Source organism: Pseudidiomarina aquimaris (assembly GCF_003987395.1).
Lineage (GTDB): Bacteria > Pseudomonadota > Gammaproteobacteria > Enterobacterales > Alteromonadaceae > Pseudidiomarina > Pseudidiomarina aquimaris.
The window spans coordinates 449,628-468,201 of record NZ_PIPT01000001.1 but is presented as its reverse complement, the minus strand read 5'-3'; the positions used below and the strand labels follow the sequence as shown (position 1 = coordinate 468,201).

The 18,574-nt window shown below is 50.4% G+C and carries 18 protein-coding genes; 15 read left to right on the top strand and 3 right to left on the bottom strand.

Features of this window, described 5'->3' with window-relative positions; translation table 11 throughout:
• Window positions 1-17 precede the first annotated feature (17 nt).
• Window positions 18-506: an FKBP-type peptidyl-prolyl cis-trans isomerase gene (locus CWE21_RS02290; protein ID WP_126832746.1), complete on the bottom strand. Its 489-nt coding sequence runs from the start codon at window positions 504-506 to the stop codon at window positions 18-20.
• Window positions 503-1,447, bottom strand: coding sequence for a tRNA-modifying protein YgfZ (gene ygfZ, locus CWE21_RS02285; RefSeq protein ID WP_241970196.1), 945 nt, complete (start codon window positions 1,445-1,447; stop codon window positions 503-505). Before ygfZ ends, CWE21_RS02290 begins: the two co-directional genes overlap by 4 nt.
• A 92-nt stretch (window positions 1,448-1,539) precedes the next feature.
• On the opposite strand from ygfZ, the gene CWE21_RS02280 reads away from it, so the two are divergent.
• Window positions 1,540-1,812, top strand: coding sequence for an FAD assembly factor SdhE (locus CWE21_RS02280; RefSeq protein ID WP_126832742.1), 273 nt, complete (start codon window positions 1,540-1,542; stop codon window positions 1,810-1,812).
• 264 nt (window positions 1,813-2,076) lie between these two features.
• Here the strand turns inward: CWE21_RS02280 and nadB are convergent, their stop codons facing one another.
• Window positions 2,077-3,696, bottom strand: a complete 1,620-nt coding sequence (gene nadB, locus CWE21_RS02275; RefSeq protein WP_126832740.1) for an L-aspartate oxidase — start codon at window positions 3,694-3,696, stop codon at window positions 2,077-2,079.
• Between the two features lie 184 nt (window positions 3,697-3,880).
• Here nadB and rpoE point away from each other — a divergent pair, with 184 nt between their 5' ends.
• From rpoE to CWE21_RS02205, 14 genes are all read left to right on the top strand, one after another.
• On the top strand, window positions 3,881-4,459 hold the full coding sequence (rpoE, locus tag CWE21_RS02270) for an RNA polymerase sigma factor RpoE (protein WP_126832738.1): 579 nt from the start codon (window positions 3,881-3,883) through the stop codon (window positions 4,457-4,459).
• Window positions 4,460-4,480: 21 nt separating this feature from the next.
• The gene (locus tag CWE21_RS02265; protein ID WP_126832736.1) at window positions 4,481-5,113 is read left to right on the top strand and encodes a sigma-E factor negative regulatory protein; all 633 of its coding nucleotides are present in this window, start codon (window positions 4,481-4,483) and stop codon (window positions 5,111-5,113) included.
• Window positions 5,103-6,107, top strand: a complete 1,005-nt coding sequence (locus CWE21_RS02260) for a MucB/RseB C-terminal domain-containing protein (RefSeq protein WP_198675041.1) — start codon at window positions 5,103-5,105, stop codon at window positions 6,105-6,107. Before CWE21_RS02265 ends, CWE21_RS02260 begins: the two co-directional genes overlap by 11 nt.
• A 24-nt stretch (window positions 6,108-6,131) precedes the next feature.
• A complete protein-coding gene (locus tag CWE21_RS02255) occupies window positions 6,132-6,566 on the top strand; it encodes a SoxR reducing system RseC family protein (protein WP_126832732.1) in 435 nt (144 codons plus the stop codon).
• An 89-nt stretch (window positions 6,567-6,655) separates the two neighbouring features.
• Window positions 6,656-8,467 (top strand): translation elongation factor 4, encoded by a 1,812-nt coding sequence (gene lepA / locus CWE21_RS02250; protein ID WP_126832730.1) that lies wholly within the window; start codon window positions 6,656-6,658, stop codon window positions 8,465-8,467.
• A gap of 14 nt (window positions 8,468-8,481) precedes the next feature.
• A complete protein-coding gene (gene lepB, locus CWE21_RS02245) occupies window positions 8,482-9,405 on the top strand; it encodes a signal peptidase I (protein WP_126832728.1) in 924 nt (307 codons plus the stop codon).
• A 2-nt stretch (window positions 9,406-9,407) separates the two neighbouring features.
• A complete protein-coding gene (gene rnc / locus CWE21_RS02240; protein WP_126832726.1) occupies window positions 9,408-10,112 on the top strand; it encodes a ribonuclease III in 705 nt (234 codons plus the stop codon).
• Window positions 10,105-11,031, top strand: coding sequence for a GTPase Era (gene era / locus CWE21_RS02235; protein ID WP_126832725.1), 927 nt, complete (start codon window positions 10,105-10,107; stop codon window positions 11,029-11,031). The genes rnc and era overlap by 8 nt, the downstream gene beginning before the upstream one ends.
• Window positions 11,032-11,036: 5 nt before the next feature.
• Complete coding sequence (recO, locus tag CWE21_RS02230; protein WP_126832723.1) at window positions 11,037-11,729, top strand: DNA repair protein RecO; 693 nt, start codon at window positions 11,037-11,039, stop codon at window positions 11,727-11,729.
• Complete coding sequence (gene pdxJ, locus CWE21_RS02225; protein ID WP_126832721.1) at window positions 11,729-12,490, top strand: pyridoxine 5'-phosphate synthase; 762 nt, start codon at window positions 11,729-11,731, stop codon at window positions 12,488-12,490. Before recO ends, pdxJ begins: the two co-directional genes overlap by 1 nt.
• 4 nt (window positions 12,491-12,494) lie before the next feature.
• Complete coding sequence (gene rlmD / locus CWE21_RS02220; RefSeq protein ID WP_126832719.1) at window positions 12,495-13,826, top strand: 23S rRNA (uracil(1939)-C(5))-methyltransferase RlmD; 1,332 nt, start codon at window positions 12,495-12,497, stop codon at window positions 13,824-13,826.
• 2 nt (window positions 13,827-13,828) lie between these two features.
• Entirely contained in the window at window positions 13,829-16,012 is a 2,184-nt protein-coding gene (gene relA / locus CWE21_RS02215) for a GTP diphosphokinase (RefSeq protein ID WP_126832717.1), read from the top strand.
• A complete protein-coding gene (gene mazG / locus CWE21_RS02210; RefSeq protein ID WP_276567297.1) occupies window positions 15,999-16,835 on the top strand; it encodes a nucleoside triphosphate pyrophosphohydrolase in 837 nt (278 codons plus the stop codon). Before relA ends, mazG begins: the two co-directional genes overlap by 14 nt.
• Window positions 16,836-16,922: 87 nt before the next feature.
• The gene (locus tag CWE21_RS02205) at window positions 16,923-18,560 is read left to right on the top strand and encodes a CTP synthase (RefSeq protein ID WP_126832715.1); all 1,638 of its coding nucleotides are present in this window, start codon (window positions 16,923-16,925) and stop codon (window positions 18,558-18,560) included.
• The last annotated feature ends 14 nt before the right edge of the window (window positions 18,561-18,574 follow it).

Here is an 18,574-nt window from a genome sequence, read left to right as displayed (position 1 = left end):
AAGTTCACAAGCACGACTTATTCGTGGTTGTGATTGCCATCAGCGTGCACGTGGCCGTGGTCCAATTCGCTTGGATCCGCGTCACGAACTTCAACAACTTCAACGTCAAAGTTAAGTGCAACACCCGCAAGTGGGTGGTTGCCATCAACTGTTACTTGGTCATCGTTGACTTCAACGATAACCACTGACTGTTCACCGTGGTCAGTGCTGGCACGAAATTGCATGCCTGGCTCAACTGGGTTGTCACCAAACAAGTTGCGTGGCACGCTCTGAATAAGACCGTCGTGGCGTTCGCCATAGGCATTTTCTGGGTCGATGTCGGCAGTAAACTTGTCGCCTTCTGCTTTACCAGATAACGCGTCTTCAAGGCCTTTGATTAACATGCCGCGACCAAAGATAAACTGCAAAGGCTGACCTTCTTTTGATTGGTCGAGCACTTGGCCTTCGGCGGTTTTCACAGTGTAGTGAATACCGACAACTTTGTCTTGGCTAATGGTTTGAGTCATGATTCATCCAATTTATAGGGCAGTGGGTAAATTTCCAAGAGACTCGCGTCATCATCTTTGATGCGCAGTTTGGTGTCACTATCGAGATCACTCGGTAACACCGCTAACACGTCAAGATGCTGGTCGGCACGGCTCACTGCATTAATTACCGTACCTGCACGCCGCCAATTTTCACCAAGCTGCTGCTCAACAGTTGCACCTGCTGAGACTGGCTTTCCGTGACCACTTAAGCGGAAAAGTGCACGCTTTTGTTTACCCAAATATTTCATTCGGGCGACCGTCTCTTGGCCGATATAACACCCCTTACTAAAGCTGATGCCATCTAAGGCTTGTAGGTTCAGCATTTGGGGTACGAACTCTTGTATTGTACCTGAAAATAGGGTCGGTCGGCCACGCTCGATTTCCAACGCTTGCCAGTAGGCTGGCTCAGAGTTGGTGGGGAGGGCCTCACCGCGTTGCAAGCACAAGTATTGATCGGGTTGCGTGCCAAGGCTTAGGACCAAGGCATGCTCGGTACGACTGACCGCCGGCATGTCAGCGCTTGCCAGCGAAGCATCGAGCAACTCTGCTAAACGCGCTGGAGCGGCCGTGCCAAACACACCATACAACTGAAAGTCGTCGCTAGCATCGCGGATTTCAACCTTATTAAAGACGCCAAACTTCTGTAATTGCGCCATGGTTGCTTCCATGGCAGGTTTTGACGTAATTAACAGTACGCCATCGCCTTCGCGCACAAGGAAGAAATTACTCAGGGTTTTACCTTTATTGTCGCAATGGGCTCCATAGATCCAGCGTTCGCTGTCGAGTTGCTTGAGGTCACAGGTAAACTGGCCTTGCAGGAAACTCTCAGTATCTGAGCCGGAAACTTGTAATACGCCATGATCAGTCAGGGAAACTGTTACGTATTCCGGTGGAGCTTTGGTAAACTCTGTTGTTAGCACAATCAACCTCGTTATCTTTCGTTGATGTCAAAACGTCTATGACAGATAGGTGGGGACAGTTTTTTATTATACAAGGGGCGAAGTCGGAACCTATGGAAAAATTACAACAGAACGCTGATTCATTACGTGACAAAAACCGTCTGCGTTGGGCATGCCGTCGGGGGATGCTTGAGCTTGATGTGCTGTTTATGCCGTTCGTTGAAGAAGCTTATGACGACTTGAATGCTGAGCAGCAAGAGGCGTTTCGGCGGCTATTGACATGTGATGACCCAGATCTTTTTGCTTGGTTTATGGGGCATCAGCAATGCGAAGATGCTGAGCTCAAAGGTATGGTCGACTACATCTTGAGTCGGGTAAAAGTCTGAGTGTGGCTCTGCTGTCAACAGCCGTGGCGCTGGTTGCGAATGCCCGCGCAGGTATGGGCAGTAGATGAGCGCACTAAAACTGTAAATTCACTTGGCCGGCATCGGTTGCTAACGTTATCTGAGCCGCGCTGGGTCTTTGTCACACCTTGGCTGGTCGCTTTTTATTTCACGCGTGTGCAGTTAGGGGAGCAACGTTTAGCCTCGCGTTGGTGGTTGTGCTGCGGCAGCTGGACGGATGCTGCCGCGTTTGCCCGGTGTCGGCGTTTAGCTTTGTTTTGGCGAGAGCACCGTTGGTGACGGTTCGCTGAGCAAATCGGGATAGTCGAGGGTGTAATGGAGGCCACGACTTTCTTTACGCTGCATCGCACAATGTACAATCAACTCAGCAACTTGTACCAAGTTACGTAGTTCCAGCAAGTTATTACTGACGCGGAAATTACTGTAGTACTCATGAATTTCTTGCTGCAGTAACTCGATACGTCGCAGCGCTCGTTCGAGGCGCTTGGTGGTACGCACAATGCCAACGTAGTCCCACATAAATAGCCTTAGTTCATGCCAGTTATGCTGGATAATCACTTCTTCGTCTGAGTTCGTAACTTTGCTCTCGTCCCAACGCGGTAATTCAGTTTGTAACTCGACCGCATCGAGATGCTGCAAAATATCGGCGGCAGCGGCTTGGGCAAACACCAGACATTCAAGTAACGAGTTACTGGCCATGCGATTTGCACCATGCAGCCCGGTATAGGCGACTTCGCCAATGGCATACAGGTGGGGGATGTCGGTTTGCGCTTGCAGATTGGTCATCACACCGCCACAAGTATAGTGAGCAGCGGGCACCACTGGCATCGCCTGCTTGGTAATATCGATGCCTAAAGTGAGGCATTTTTCATAAATCGTTGGAAAGTGTTCCTTTATGAATTCCGCAGGTTGATGCGAAATATCTAAGTACATGCAGTCAGCGCCGAGACGTTTCATTTCGTAATCGATGGCACGCGCCACAACATCACGCGGCGCCAATTCAGCATCATCGTGAAAATCAGGCATAAAGCGTGTACCATCAGGGCGCTTCAAAACGGCACCTTCGCCGCGCAATGCTTCAGTGAGCAAAAAGGAATGGGCGTTGGGATGGAACAAGCACGTTGGGTGGAATTGATTAAATTCCATATTGGCGACACGGCAGCCCGCACGCCACGCCATGGCGATCCCATCGCCACTGGCGACATCTGGGTTCGAGGTGTATTGGTAGACTTTACTTGCTCCACCGGTCGCAAGAGCAACGAATCGCGCAGCCACTGTCTCTACGCGTTCTGCGGCGCGGTTCCAGATATAGGCACCGTACACGCGCTGTTTTGTTTGCGCTTGAGCCTTGGTTGCGTGCTTAGCGGTGATGAGATCAACTGCATTGTAGCGTTCGAGAACCTGAATGTTAGGGTGCTCTTTGACTTGCTGCACGAGCGTGGTTTGCACCGCGCGCCCGGTGGCATCGGCGGCATGCAAGATGCGTCGATGACTGTGCCCACCTTCTTGATTGAGGTGAAACTTGCTTTCACCGTCAGCGCTGTCAACGCGATCAAAACCCACGCCCAGTTCAATAAGCCACTGCAAACTTTTCTTGGCGTTTTGCGTGGTGAAAGCCACCGCATCAGGGTCACAAAGGCCAGCGCCGGCAATTAACGTATCCTGAATGTGGCTTTCGATGCTATCATTCTCGTCAAACACTGCGGCGATACCGCCTTGGGCGTAATAGGTTGAACCTTCGGTTAGCGGTCCTTTCGAGAGCACGAGCACCTTGGCGTGGTCAGCAAGGTGTAAAGCAAGGGTTAAACCCGCAGCGCCGCTGCCGATAATCAGCACGTCGCATTGATAATCGATGACTTGTTCCATAGAGTAGGGATTTTGTAGAGCGCAATGCGCTTTATTGCCAACGGAATAGCAGCGATTTTACTCGTTTAGAAAATTTTTGCGAACTTTTTGGGAATAGCCCTGTCAGAACCACCAGCACGCATATATAGAGGTAGTTGGGCCTGGTTCGCAGTACAAAGATGTGGGTTAAGGAGAACAGGCTCAAATGAGCGAACAAGAAACTGATAAGGCGCTGGTGCTAAGAGTGCAGCAGGGCGACCAACAAGCGTTTAATTTGTTGGTGCAAAAATATCAGCACAAGGTAATGAGCCTGATTTCGCGTTATGTAAAACAGGCAGCCGATGTGCCTGATGTCGCACAAGAGGCTTTTGTTAAAGCCTACCGTGCCATAGGAAGTTTTCGCGGCGATAGCGCCTTTTATACTTGGCTTTATCGCATAGCAGTGAATACGGCAAAGAATTACTTGGTATCACAAGGGCGTAAGCCACCGGCAACGGATGTTGATGCCGAAGAAGCCGACTATTTAGAAAGCGCAGGGGCTCTGCGCGATGGTGCATCACCAGAGAGCTTGTTGTTGACGGACGAGATCCGCAACGTGGTGATGACAACCATAGAAAGTTTACCGGAGGACCTTCGCCGGGCAATCACATTGCGAGAAATTGAAGGGTTAGGGTACGAAGAAATTGCAATTGAGATGGACTGTCCTATCGGAACCGTAAGGTCACGAATTTTCCGAGCTCGAGAAGCAATCGATGCGCAGCTAAGACCCTTATTAGAGCGCTAACTAAGTTTTTGAGGAAAGCACATGACAGACCGTAGCTATGAACAACTATCAGCATTGCTTGACGATGCAGTGTTAGACGCTCGTGAGCGTGAACAGCACCTTGATAGTCTGTTGAGCGACACTGAAGCACAGCAAGCTTGGGGGCGCTATGCGTTGATGGGACGTATTATGAAAAATGATGCGACGACGTCGACGCCTATCGACATTAGTGCCTCGGTCGCAGCGCAAATTGCGCAGGAGCCGCAGCCGAGCAATGTGGTTCAAGGTCGCTTCGGTAAAGGCCGCGAAATGGTTCAACGTTGGTTACGTCCTGCTGGTAGCGTGGCGATTGCCGCGAGTGTAGCGCTAGTGGCTGTGCTAACCGTGCAACAAACGCAACCGGTGATGCCAGAAGAAAGTGTTGAGCCAGCGTTTGTCACCAACCCGCTTGGCGGTCGTAGCCCAGTTAGCTACAATACAGTTTTACAGAGCAATGAACCGACCCAAGCAGAAATTGCGCAACAGCGTCGCTTGTTACAGTTTTATCTGCTCGACCACAATAGCCAACGTCAGCTTTCTTTGCAGGCCCAGCAACTGAATGAACAAGCGCAACAACAAGCAACAGATTCCGAAACTGAAGCAACACAGGAACAGCGTCTGTCGAATGACAACTAATTTTTGGAGCAGCAGTCTGGTTGGACTGCTGCTTACTTTCGCAGCCCCACTTTACGCCCAACAACAAAGCCCTGCTAATCTTCCCGCAGCACCGACAAGCGTCTCGGCTGCAGAACAGCGTTTTAATGAAATGTCACAAGCTCTGCGTGAGCTGAATTTTGAAGCGACGTTAGTACGTGTTTCGGGTGATCGTTTAGAGCCGATGCAATGGTTACACGGTACCTTCGCCGATGGTTTGGAAGCAGAACTCATCGTCATGTTGAATGGGCCTGACCGCCGTATTGTGCGGTTGGGACAGGAAACCTCTTATTATTCGCAGTTAGTTGAGCAGTCTTACTCGCTTACCACGGATGTGACTTACGGCTTGTTGCCTGCAGCATTTTATCAAGACTTTGCGGCTCTTAAGCCGCACTACCAAGTCAGTGCGGCCGATCGCGGTGTGCGCGTAGTGGGGCGTGAAACCAAGTTTGTACGAGTGCTAAGTCGCGACAACGATCGCTATCACTATGGCCTTTGGATCGATAACGACTCGGGCATGCTGCTGAAAATGCAGATGACCACGCCGCAAGGCGAAATCCTTGAGCAACTGCAAGTGACGCATTTTTACGAAACCGAAACCGTACCTATTAGCTTAAGTGACGTGCGTGGTGTACAACGACCGCCACGACTCCTCGACAGTCGCAATCGCCAAGCGCCGCAATTTGGTGCTCAGCCGCAGTGGTTACCCGATGGCTTTACTTTGCAACGCTCCAACCATCGCTTGTTGGCGCAAACACGGCTCGCCACCGATCACTTTCTCTACAGTGACGGTTTGACTGAGTTTTCCTTATACGTGGCAGAAGGCGACGTACAATCGTTGCCTAACCTCGGTGTGCAAGGGCCTGAGTCGATTTATAATGTGCAATTGCAGGGGTTAGCTATCACTGCAGTGGGTAAGTTGCCGTTAAGCACCCTCCAGCGTATTGCTGATAGTGTTGTGTTGAGCACTGAATAACAGCGCTGAGTCGTAGGAGCGAAGATGATTCGGGAAGTCGCAGTAATCCAAGCTATCGAAGCGGACCATTTAGAAGTCTCGACCGACTTGAAAACCGGTTGTGGCGGCTGTGCGCAACAATCAACTTGCGGTGCAGGAATTATCTCTAAGGCGTTTTCTGATCGCCGTGCGACATTTCGTGTCGCACGACCCAAGGGTTCCTTTGCCGTGGGTGAAACAGTCGAGCTATTGATGCCGGAACAGGCGTTAACTCAAGCCTCACTGCTGATTTATGGCATCCCTTTAATCGCGCTATTGAGTGTGGCGATTATCGCCCAAACGCTGTTTGGTTTGAGTGAAGGGGTAAGCATTGTGGCGGCGCTGATTGGCTTTGCGGCGAGCTTCGTGGCACTTAAGCGTTGGTACCAGATGCGTGACTTACAGGTGACACAGTTACTTGAAGTCCGTCAATTGCACTGAAATCCTCCGAAAATCCTTTGTTCTGAGTCGTATTATCAGTATGATCAGCGGTTATTCACGTATTTCTTTTAGCAGTTGCGGGGGCATGAATGCCAGATAAGGCGTTTAAGCAAGCGAATATTCGAAACTTCTCGATTATCGCGCACATAGATCACGGTAAATCGACACTTTCAGACCGACTCATTCAGCATTGCGGCGGCTTGACCGATCGTGAGATGGCTGAGCAAGTTCTTGATTCAATGGATCTCGAGCGTGAGCGTGGCATCACCATCAAGGCACAGAGCGTCACACTGCATTACACCGCAGAAGACGGTGAAACCTACCAATTAAACTTCATCGATACACCAGGTCACGTCGATTTCTCTTATGAGGTATCGCGCAGCTTGGCAGGTTGCGAGGGGGCATTGCTGGTGGTTGACGCAGCACAAGGTGTTGAAGCGCAAACGCTGGCAAACTGTTACACCGCCATCGAAATGGACCTCGAAGTGGTACCAGTGCTTAACAAAATTGATTTGCCACAAGCAGATCCAATGCGTGTTGCCGAAGAAATCGAAGATATTGTCGGCATTGAAGCTATCGATGCCGTGCAATGTTCGGCGAAAACCGGCATTGGTATTGGTGAAGTGTTAGAGCGCATCGTTAAACAAATTCCAGCGCCACAAGGTGACCCAGAGGAACCTTTGCAGGCACTCATTATCGACTCGTGGTTCGATAACTACCAAGGTGTGGTGTCGTTGGTGCGAGTCAAAAACGGTACCTTGCGTGCTGGCGACAAGATGAAGGTTATGTCGACTGGGCAGACCCATCAAATCGATAAAGTTGGCTTCTTTTCTCCAAAACCAACTGAGACAGGAATTTTGCGCTGTGGCGAAGTAGGCTTTGTCATTGCCGGTATCAAAGATATTCTTGGGGCCCCAGTGGGCGATACGCTGACCTTAGCGAAAACACCGGCGGAGAAGCCTTTACCAGGCTTCAAGAAGGTGAAGCCGCAGGTTTATGCCGGTATGTTCCCGATTTCCTCAGACGATTATGAAAATTTCCGTGATGCGCTGGGCAAGTTATCGTTAAACGATGCTTCGTTATTCTATGAGCCTGAAAACTCAGCAGCGCTGGGATTCGGGTTCCGTTGTGGTTTCTTGGGCATGCTGCACATGGAAATCATTCAGGAGCGACTCGAGCGCGAATATGATATCGACCTAATTACTACAGCGCCGACGGTCGTTTATAAAGTCGTGAAGACCGACGGCACCGAAGTAAGTGTCGATAACCCATCTAACTTGCCGCCTATCAACGATATCGAGGAAATCTATGAACCGATCGTTGAGGCTAATATTTTGGTGCCGCAGGACTATCTAGGCAACGTCATTACGTTATGTGTCGACAAGCGTGGCGTGCAAACCAAGATGGCGTATCATGGTAAACAAGTTGCGGTTACTTACGAACTGCCGATGGCCGAAGTGGTGATGGACTTCTTTGACCGTTTGAAATCGACGTCACGTGGCTATGCCTCACTTGATTATTCATTCAAGCGTTTCCAAGAAGCTGACATGGTGCGTGTTGATGTCCTGATCAACGGCGATCGCGTCGACGCGTTAGCGATGATTACCCACCGCGATCACGCGCAGGGTCGAGGTCGTGAATTGGTTGACAAGATGCGTGAGCTGATCCCACGGCAAATGTTTGATATTGCAATACAAGCCACCATTGGCAACCATGTTATTGCGCGTTCGACGGTGAAGCAATTACGTAAAAACGTAACCGCCAAGTGTTATGGTGGTGACGTAAGCCGGAAGAAGAAACTGTTACAGAAGCAGAAAGAAGGTAAGAAGCGGATGAAGCAGTTGGGTAATGTTGAGGTACCGCAAGAGGCTTTCCTCGCGGTGCTCAAAGTAGGGAAATAACAACAAGGTAAACCATGGCAAACTTTTACTCAGTGCTGCTAACCGCAATTACCATTGTGGCGGGATTGATTTGGTTGTACGACGCAAAGGTACAAAAACCTAAACGTCGTGCCCGGGTCGAAGCGGAGGAAAAACGCTTACAACAAACGCTTTCCGATGAAGCGAAAGAACGTCTCGCACCGCAAGGCAGCATTGCTGAGTTTGCTCAGTCTGTCTTTCCGATCTTGTTCGTTATCCTGATACTGCGCTCCTTTGTTTACGAGCCTTTTCGGATACCTTCAGCATCGATGATGCCAACCCTATTGGAAGGTGACTTCATTTTGGTTGAGAAGTTTAGTTACAGCCTACGTGATCCTATTTGGCGCAAGAAGCTCGTCGAAATCGACACGCCAGAGCGCGGCGATGTTGCTGTATTTAAGTTTCCACCAGAACCCAGTCTCGACTTTATTAAACGCATTGTCGGCTTGCCCGGCGATCGGATTATCTATCGCAACAAGACCCTTTACATTCAGCCAGCGTGTGCCGAAAGCATGACGCAGTGCCCTGAGCTAGAGGTCATTGAGCGCAATTTAGAGCGTACCGATGGTATTTTCTTCAATGGGGCGACACCACTGCAGCAATTTCGTGAGCAGTTGGGCGCTGTGTCCCATGCGACCTTGGTTGACCCGAGCGTTGGCAATCGTTCGAAGTATTACTTCCAGCAAGCTGGAACTGCGCGCGATGAGTGGATTGTCCCAGAAGGGGCGTATTTCGCCATGGGTGATAACCGTGATAATTCGGAAGATAGCCGTTACTGGGGCTTTGTTCCTGAAGAAAACTTGGTTGGCCGTGCAGTCTTTATTTGGATGAGTTTCGAAATGGATCGTCAAGCATCAAGCGCCTTGCCACAGTGGATTCCGACTGGCATCCGTTGGCAACGTCTTGGAGGAGTGGAGTAATCGTGAGCTTACCAAAGCCACCCTTACGTGAACTAGAAAAAGTATTTGGTTATACCTTTCGCGATAGTGAGCGCGCAGAACAAGCGCTCACGCATCGTAGTGCCGCCGCGCAGCATAATGAGCGTCTGGAGTTCTTAGGCGATTCGGTACTCGGCATTATCGTCAGCGAAGCGTTATTTGAAAAATTTCCGCAAATCGATGAGGGCGATCTGAGTCGAATGCGTGCAACACTCGTGTGTGGGCGTAATTTGGCGAAGATAGCGCAGCGTTTTGAAGTTGGAAAATTTCTGGTCTTGGGGCCCGGTGAGATGAAAAGTGGCGGCCACCGCCGCGAGTCTATTCTTGCTGATGCGATGGAAGCCCTGCTCGGTGCAATGTATTTAGAAAGTGACCTCGATACTTGCCGCAAGGTGGTACTGAATTGGTTCGCAGAACAACTCAAAACCATACAGCCCGGCGCCGGACATAAAGATCCCAAGACCCGTTTGCAGGAATATCTGCAAGCACAGCAATTACAGTTACCCGTTTATGATGTGGTGACCATCCAAGGCCAAGCACACAATCAACGCTTCACCGTGAGCTGTACCGTCGAGCCGTTGCCTGAAGCCGTGTTAGGGTCGGGTACGAGTCGGCGTAAAGCGGAACAGCAAGCGGCAACGCAAACTTTAGCAATGTTGCAAGCGCAACAGGAGACGAAGAATGTCTGACAGGTTGCCAGAGCAGAATGAAGACATGACCTCGGCGTCGGCGTTTGTCGCCATTGTCGGCCGACCGAACGTTGGTAAATCGACGTTAATGAACCGAATTCTCGGACAGAAAATCAGTATCACTTCGAGTAAGCCACAAACCACTCGGCACCGCATTCTGGGAATTGAAACAGAGGGCGAGCGGCAAATCGTTTATGTGGACACGCCTGGGCTACACAAAGACGAAAAGAAAGCCATTAACCGCATGATGAATCGGGCAGCAACAAGCTCAATGAGCGGCGTTGAAGTGGTGTTATTTGTGGTCGAGGCTGAGCGTTGGACGCAGGAAGACGAGATGGTGTTAGCGAAACTGAAAAAGTCGCAACGTCCGGTCATTTTAGTGGTCAACAAAGTCGATCAAATCAAAGATAAGGCAGCATTGTTGCCACTGTTACAAGACTTCTCAGCGCGCCACGATTTTGCCGAAATCATCCCGCTATCGGCGAAAACAGGGGCGCAGGTTGATGCCCTGCGTGCACTGGTACATGCCTACGCAAAACCAGGTGTGCATCATTATCCTGAAGACTTTGTTACCGATCGTTCCCTGCGTTTCATGACTGCAGAGATCATTCGCGAAAAACTGATGCGCTTCACCGGTGATGAGCTGCCGTATAGCACCACCGTTGAAATCGAGCGTTTCCAAACCGCACCGACCGGTACCACGCACATTAATGCCCTCATCTTAGTTGAGCGTGAAGGGCAGAAGCGCATGGTCATTGGTGCCGGCGGAAGTAAGTTAAAAACAGTTGGTAGCGAAGCGCGTCGTGATATCGAACGCCTAATCGATGGCAAGGTGCATCTTGAATTGTGGGTGAAAGTGAAAAGCGGTTGGGCGGATGACGAGCGCGCCCTGCGAAGCCTCGGATATAACGAGGATTAAGCAGCGTGGAAGCGGCCTTTGTCCTGCATCGTTGGCCTTTCCAAGATTCGAGTTTATTGGTTGAGTTATTGACCAAAGAGCACGGCCGCTACCGTGTCGTTGCGAAAGGTGCGCGGCGACCGAAAAGCCAATGGCGGGCAATTCTACAGCCATTTACACCGCTTTATGTGGTCACACAGGGCCGCCACGAATTGCAAACCTTAAAACATGCAGAGGGCAGAGAAAGTGCCTACCCGCTGCAGGGCAACGCGCTCTACAGCGGTTTTTATGTGAATGAACTCATTCAACGCTTAACCTCTAACTACCAACCGGTCGAAGGACTGTTCGACGATTATCAAAGTGCCTTGACAGAGCTCGCGGCGCGTCGACCGATTGAGCCGGTATTACGAGAATTTGAATGGCGACTGTTGTGTCATTTGGGGCACGCCTTTGATTGGCTTGCTGACAGCGAAGGTGATCCGATCGCGGCTGACCAACACTATCGCTTTATAGCTGAACAAGGCTTTATGCCAATAGGTGACGCATTACCGGGTTGTTATTCAGGCAAGACATTAAAAGCTCTCGGTCAGTTTGAGCTGAATGATCCGCAGCTGCTAAACTCTATGAAACAGATCATGCGGCACGCTCTCGCGCCTTATTTGGGCGACAAACCACTGCGTAGCCGCGAACTCTTCGCACAATTAAAAAGGAAAGACTGATGCATCATGCGCCTTTAGGAAACTCCATCTTATTGGGGGTCAACATTGATCATGTCGCGACCGTTCGCAATGCGCGCGGTGTCAGTTATCCCGATCCGGTTGCTGCCGCAGCGATTGCCGAGCAGGCCGGCGCGGACGGTATCACGATTCATTTGCGGGAAGACCGTCGGCATATCACCGATCGCGATGTTGAGCTTTTGGCTCAGACCTTACAAACCCGCATGAATCTAGAAATGGCGGTGACCGAAGAAATGCTCAGTATCGCTTGCCGGATAAAACCTGCGTACGTGTGTTTGGTGCCAGAAAAGCGTGAAGAACTCACTACAGAAGGCGGCCTCGATGTTGCCGGCCAGCAAGATAAAATCAAAGCTGCGGTCGAACGTCTCGGTGAACAGGGTATTCAGACTTCTTTATTTATTGATGCTGATGAGAAACAAATCGATGCCGCAGCCGCGACTGGCGCTTGCATCATTGAGTTACACACGGGGCATTATGCGGAGCAGACCGAAGTCAGTGAACAACAGCGTAGCTTGTTGTTATTGCATGATGCGGCCAAATACGCGCAAGCAAAGGGGTTACAGGTCAATGCTGGCCATGGTTTGCATTACCACAATACAGCCGCCGTTGCAGCGCTGCCAGAATTGGTTGAATTGAACATTGGCCACGCGATTATTGCGCGTGCTGTGCTTGTTGGTCTCGATCAAGCTGTGCGTGATATGAAGAAGATCATGATGCAAGCACGTACGGCGGGACCGAACTAGCCACATGGCGCAATTCTATTCAACACGTAAGCCTCAGCAACGCAAAGCCTCGCGCCCAGCGTCACCACTAACACAGCAGACAGTCGTCGGCTTAGACCATCAAGGTCGGGGCGTGGTTCGTGGTAAGAGCGGCGTGCGTTTCGTGCATGGAGCGTTGCCGGGTGAGGTGATTGACCTTCAGCCACAGGGTAAATACGAAGCCAACTTACTCACCTTGCATCAAGCCGCTGAAGATCGTGTGAGCCCGCCGTGTCCCTATTACGACAAGTGTGGCGGCTGCGATCTGCAACATTTAGCCTTACCCGCACAACGTCGTCACAAACAACAAGTGGTCAGTGAACTGCTAATGAAGTTTGCGGGGATTACCGCGCAACACTGGTTGGAACCCTTGGTGGCCGAGGCGTGGGCGTATCGTCGTCGCTTACGTTTAGCGACCCATTGGGATGCAAAGCGGCGCCGCTTGCGGCTTGGCTTAAGGGCTAGAGCAAGTAAAGAGATTGTGGAAATGGACACATGTGCCATTGCGCAAGCTGAACTGAACCAACTCTTGCCGGCCTTGCGTGCGTTTTTACCAACATTGGCATTGGTCAATATGCTAGGCCACGTTGAGCTACTGCAAACCAATCAAGTCATGGTTATTTTGCGTCTGAAAAGCCAACCTTCCCAGGCTGATAAGGCCGCACTGAAACAATTTGCGCAGGAGCAAAAGGTCGCGGTGTGGTTGCATTGCGGAGATATGGCAGCAACGCCTGAAGCCCTCGTCAACAATTTACCGCCGCGCTACGAAAGCGTCGGTGCCGAACTCGATTTCCAACCCGGTGACTTTTTACAAGCCCACGCTGAATTGAATCAACTGATGGTCGCACAAGCATTGTCTTGGCTTGCTCCAGCGCCCGACGAGAAGATTTTGGAACTCTATGCAGGGAGTGGCAACTTTACCATTCCGATGGCTTTACAAGGCGCGCAGGTAACGGCTATTGAGGGCGTTCCTTCAATGGTACAAAGGCTGCAACAAAATGCGGCACGTTATGGGGTAACACTCGATGCAGCGCATGCGGACTTGGAGCAAGACTGGCAGGCCTATGCTTGGGCGCATCAAGGGTTTAACAAAGTATTACTTGACCCGGCGCGTGCAGGTGCGCCGCATGCAATTCATGAAGTCGCGCGGCGCCAACCACAACGCGTCATTTATATTTCGTGCGCGCCCGACACGTTAGCGCGCGACGCAAAGGTCCTAGCGGCGGCGGATTATCAGTTACGCCAAGCACAAATCATTGACATGTTCCCGCAAACCCATCACATTGAGTGTTTGATGTGGTTTGAACGGGAGGCATAGTCGTGGTGTATGTGCGCAGTACCCATGTTGATAAACCGGAACAACACGGTGACTGGTTACAGCATGTGACAGCTGAGGCAACGAAAAAGCAGCTGCAACAACACTTCCAGCAGTTGCAGGCTCACTTGCAAGCGAAAAAGCATCCAGAGTGGGTGCTCAAAGGGCAAGAGATGGTCGAAATCTTGGCTGCTCTTAACCTCGATCCTGATTCTCTAATCGCCGCGCTCTACAGTCCAGCGTATCAAGCTCAGGCGATTTCTCGCGAAACCATCGTCGCTGAACATGGCGAAGCTCTCGCAGCGCTGCTAGATGCTGTGCAGCAAATGCAGATGATCAGTGACTTGCAGCACTTTCAGCATGGCAAGCCTAATGCCGAACAGATTGATAATGTCCGACGCATGTTGCTTTCAATGGTGGCAGACGTCCGTGCGGTATTGATCAAGTTAGCCGAGCGGATTTGCGCCTTACGCGAAATTAAAAGTGCCGATGAAGAAACTCGGGTATTGGTCGCGAAAGAGTGCCAAGACATTTATGCTCCTTTAGCCAACCGACTTGGCATTGGTCAACTCAAGTGGGAGCTTGAAGACTTGGCCTTTCGCTATCTTCATCCAACCACCTACAAAGCGATTGCGAAGCAGTTGCTTGAGCGTCGCGTCGATCGTGAAAATTACATCACCGACTTTGTCGATAAGCTTCAGCAAGGCTTGCTTGCCGAAGGTGTACAAGCCGACGTCTACGGACGCCCGAAACATATTTATTCGATTTGGCGCAAGATGCAGAAAAAGCATCTCAGCTTTGAGCAGCTCTACGATATTCGTGCGGTACGCATTATCACGCACTCATTAAAAGACTGTTATGCGGCCTTAGGTGTGGTGCACAGTCAATGGCGCCATATACAGTCGGAGTTCGATGATTACATTGCGACGCCAAAAGCCAACGGCTATCAGTCCATCCACACCGTGGTGGTAGGCCCAGAAGAAAAGCACGTCGAAATTCAAATTCGCACTGCCGATATGCATGACGATGCTGAGCTTGGCGTCGCAGCACATTGGCTCTACAAAGAAGGTGTGGCCAGCAAACAGGGTGGTTTCGAAGAAAAGATTGCTTGGTTGCGTAAGCTACTGGCGTGGCATGAGGACATGGCAGAAAACGATGACTTGGTTGCGGAAATTCGCTCGCAAGTTTTCGAAGATCGCGTCTACGTGTTTACCCCGAAAGGCGAAGTTATCGACTTACCGCAAGGCGCAACGCCGCTCGATTTTGCCTACTACATCCACTCCCAAGTAGGGCACCGCTGTGTCGGGGCGAAAGTCGATGGTCACATTGTGCCGTTCACCTACACCCTTAAAAACGGTGAACGCGTTGAAATTCTCACGCAAAAAAATACCAAGCCGCGGCGTGACTGGCTGAATCCCGCTCTGGGCTATTTGCGCACGTCGCGCGCGCGGAGCAAAGTTGTCACCTATTTTAAGAAACTTGATCGCGACAAGAATTTGAAAGCTGGGCGGGAGCTTTTAGAAACCGAATTGCAAAAGCTTGAGATTCCCCTAAGCCAAGCGAACACCATTCTCGAGCGCTTCAACTTCAATCAGTTGGATGACTTGCTGGCGGCGATTGGTGCAGGTGACGTGCGCTTGAACCAAGTTGTGAATCAGCTCAAGCCTACGCCTGATGCCACAACCGAACGATTGGAGCGTTTGCAACGCAAAAACCAACGTAAGCCGGGTAAGCATAGTGATGTCAGTGTGCAGGGCATTGGTAACTTGATGGTGCAGTTTGCCAAATGTTGTCAGCCGCTCCCGGGGGAGCCGATTATGGGGTTTGTCACGCAAGGTCGTGGCGTGAGTGTGCATCACCGCGACTGCGAACAGCTTAAGCATTTGTTAGAAGTGCACCCGGAACGCGGGCTTCAGGTCCATTGGAGCCGCCAAGAGCAGGGGCGGTATCGCGCCGATTTGCGCATTGATGCCGATGACCGCAACGGCTTGTTGCATGACATTACTGCGATTTTGGCAAATGAAAAAACCAGTGTTGCGCAGTTGGATTCACAACTTGATACGCAAACCCAGCATGCGCGTATTTCCTTGGGTGTTTTCATCGAAGGTCAGGCAAGTTTACAGCGCATTATTGATCGATTATTACAGGTAAAGGGCATACACAAGGTAGAACGTAGTGGCAGTCACTAAAGCGAATGAACTCAAGATTAACTCGACGGATTTTCCTGGCGTTGCAGCTTTGCTGGAAGTTATGCGTCGCCTACGTGACCCTGAAACGGGTTGTCCGTGGGATTTAAAGCAAACCTTGACCAGTTTGATTCCGTACACCATCGAAGAAGCCTATGAAGTTGCCGCCGCGCTGACTGAAGGCGATATGCGCGCAATCAAAGATGAACTGGGCGATTTACTCTTTCAGGTGGTGTTTTACACCCAGCTCACCAATGAAGAGGGGCTGTTCAGTTTTGACGAAGTGGCTGCGCAGACTGCCGATAAACTCATTCGTCGGCACCCCCATGTTTTTGGTGATAATACCGCGCAAAGCGATGCTGAAATAAAAGCGCAATGGGAACTGATTAAGCAGCAAGAGCGCGCAGAGAAAGGTGAGACACATTCGGTTTTTCAAGGTATTCCAGGCAATTTGCCGGCCATTTTACAGGCACAGAAACTGCAAAAACGTGCTGCAAATGTGGGGTTTGATTGGGCTACGATCGGTCCGGTACTGGATAAAATTCAAGAAGAAATCACTGAGGTGAAAGCCGAACTTGCTGCGCAAACAATAGACCAAGAGGCGCTTGAAAGTGAAATTGGCGATGTGTTGTTTGCGGTGGTCAATTTAGCGCGACATGCGCAAGTAAACCCTGAACACGCCTTACGGCGTACCAATTTAAAATTTAAACAGCGTTTTCAAGCCATTGAAAAGCGTCTCGCTGAAGCGGGCAAAAGCGCAGAAGAATTGGGTTTAGAAGAACTTGAAGCCTATTGGCAAGAAGTAAAACGGGACAGCTTAGCGTAATTTTAAATTGTCGGAATTAAGTCGTTAAGGTATACTGTTTTCCCGTCTTGAAGCAATTCCCATTTAACCTGACGACTTAGGTTTCGCATGACAACTAATTATATTTTCGTCACCGGCGGTGTTGTATCTTCGCTGGGTAAAGGTATTGCTGCAGCTTCTTTGGCGGCAATTCTTGAAGCACGTGGCTTACAGGTCACTATCCTTAAACTGGATCCGTACATTAACGTCGATCCAGGCACTATGAGTCCGATTCAACACGGTGAAGTATTTGTCACTGAAGACGGGGCTGAAACCGATCTCGATTTAGGTCATTACGAGCGTTTTATTCGCACGCGTATGACTAAAAAGAACAACTTCACTGCCGGACGCGTCTACGAAGATATTATTCGTCGTGAACGACGTGGTGAGTTCCTCGGTGCAACGATTCAAGTCATTCCGCACATTACCAATGAAATTAAACGCCGCATCGTTGAAGGTGGCGAAGGCTACGATATTGCCATCATCGAAATTGGCGGTACCGTGGGTGATATTGAGTCTCAACCGTTCCTTGAGGCGATACGCCAGTTAGCGACGGAAGTAGGGCGTGACCATACCATGTTCATGCACCTGACTTTGGTGCCTTTCCTTGGCGCTGCGGGCGAAGTGAAAACCAAACCAACCCAGCACTCGGTGAAAGAACTTCGCTCGATTGGTATCCAACCTGATATCTTAGTTTGTCGCTCTGATCGAGCCTTGCCGGCGAATGAACGTGGCAAGATCGCGCTCTTCACTAATGTCGAAGAGCGAGCTGTTATTGGCCTGAAAGACGTCGATAGCATCTATAAGATCCCAGCGATCCTGAAATCACAAGGTCTTGATGAACTGGTAGTGAATCGTTTCCGCTTAGATCGTCCAGAAGCAGACCTGTCAGAATGGGAACAAGTTCTGTATCAGGAGTCGAATCCAAGCGGTGAAGTGACCGTCGGTTTTGTTGGCAAGTACATTGAGCTTCCTGATGCCTATAAATCGGTCAACGAAGCCTTGGCACATGCAGGCTTGAAAAATCGTTTGACCGTCAACATTCGCTACATCGATGCGCAAGATGTTGAAACCAAAGGTGTTGCGAAGTTAGCTGACGTCGATGCGATTATCGTCCCAGGTGGTTTTGGTGAACGCGGAATACAAGGCAAAATCATGGCTGCACAGTATGCCCGTGAGCAAAAAATTCCTTATTTGGGTATTTGCTTAGGTATGCAGATTGCGTTGATTGAATATGCCCGTCATGTGGCCGGCATGGAAGGCGCAAACAGCACTGAATTTGACGCAGATGCCAAACACCCAGTGGTAGGTTTGATTACCGAATGGATGGACGCACAAGGGCAAAAAGAATTACGCGACCAGCATTCTGACCTTGGCGGTACCATGCGTCTAGGTGCACAACCTTGTAACTTAGTCGCGGGAACGAAAGCACGTGACCTCTATGGCGAAGACGTTATTCAAGAGCGCCATCGTCATCGTTACGAAGTCAACGGTACCTATATCGAGAAACTTGAAGCTGCGGGCTTAAAAATTTCCGGTTGGTCGCATGACAATCGCTTGGTCGAGATTATCGAAATTCCAGAACATCCTTGGTTTGTTGCAGCGCAGTTCCACCCAGAGTTCACTTCGACTCCGCGTGATGGACATCCGCTGTTCCGTGGCTTCATTGAAGCTGCTGGCAAGTATCAAAAGCAACGTCGCGGCTAATGGTCGCCGAAACA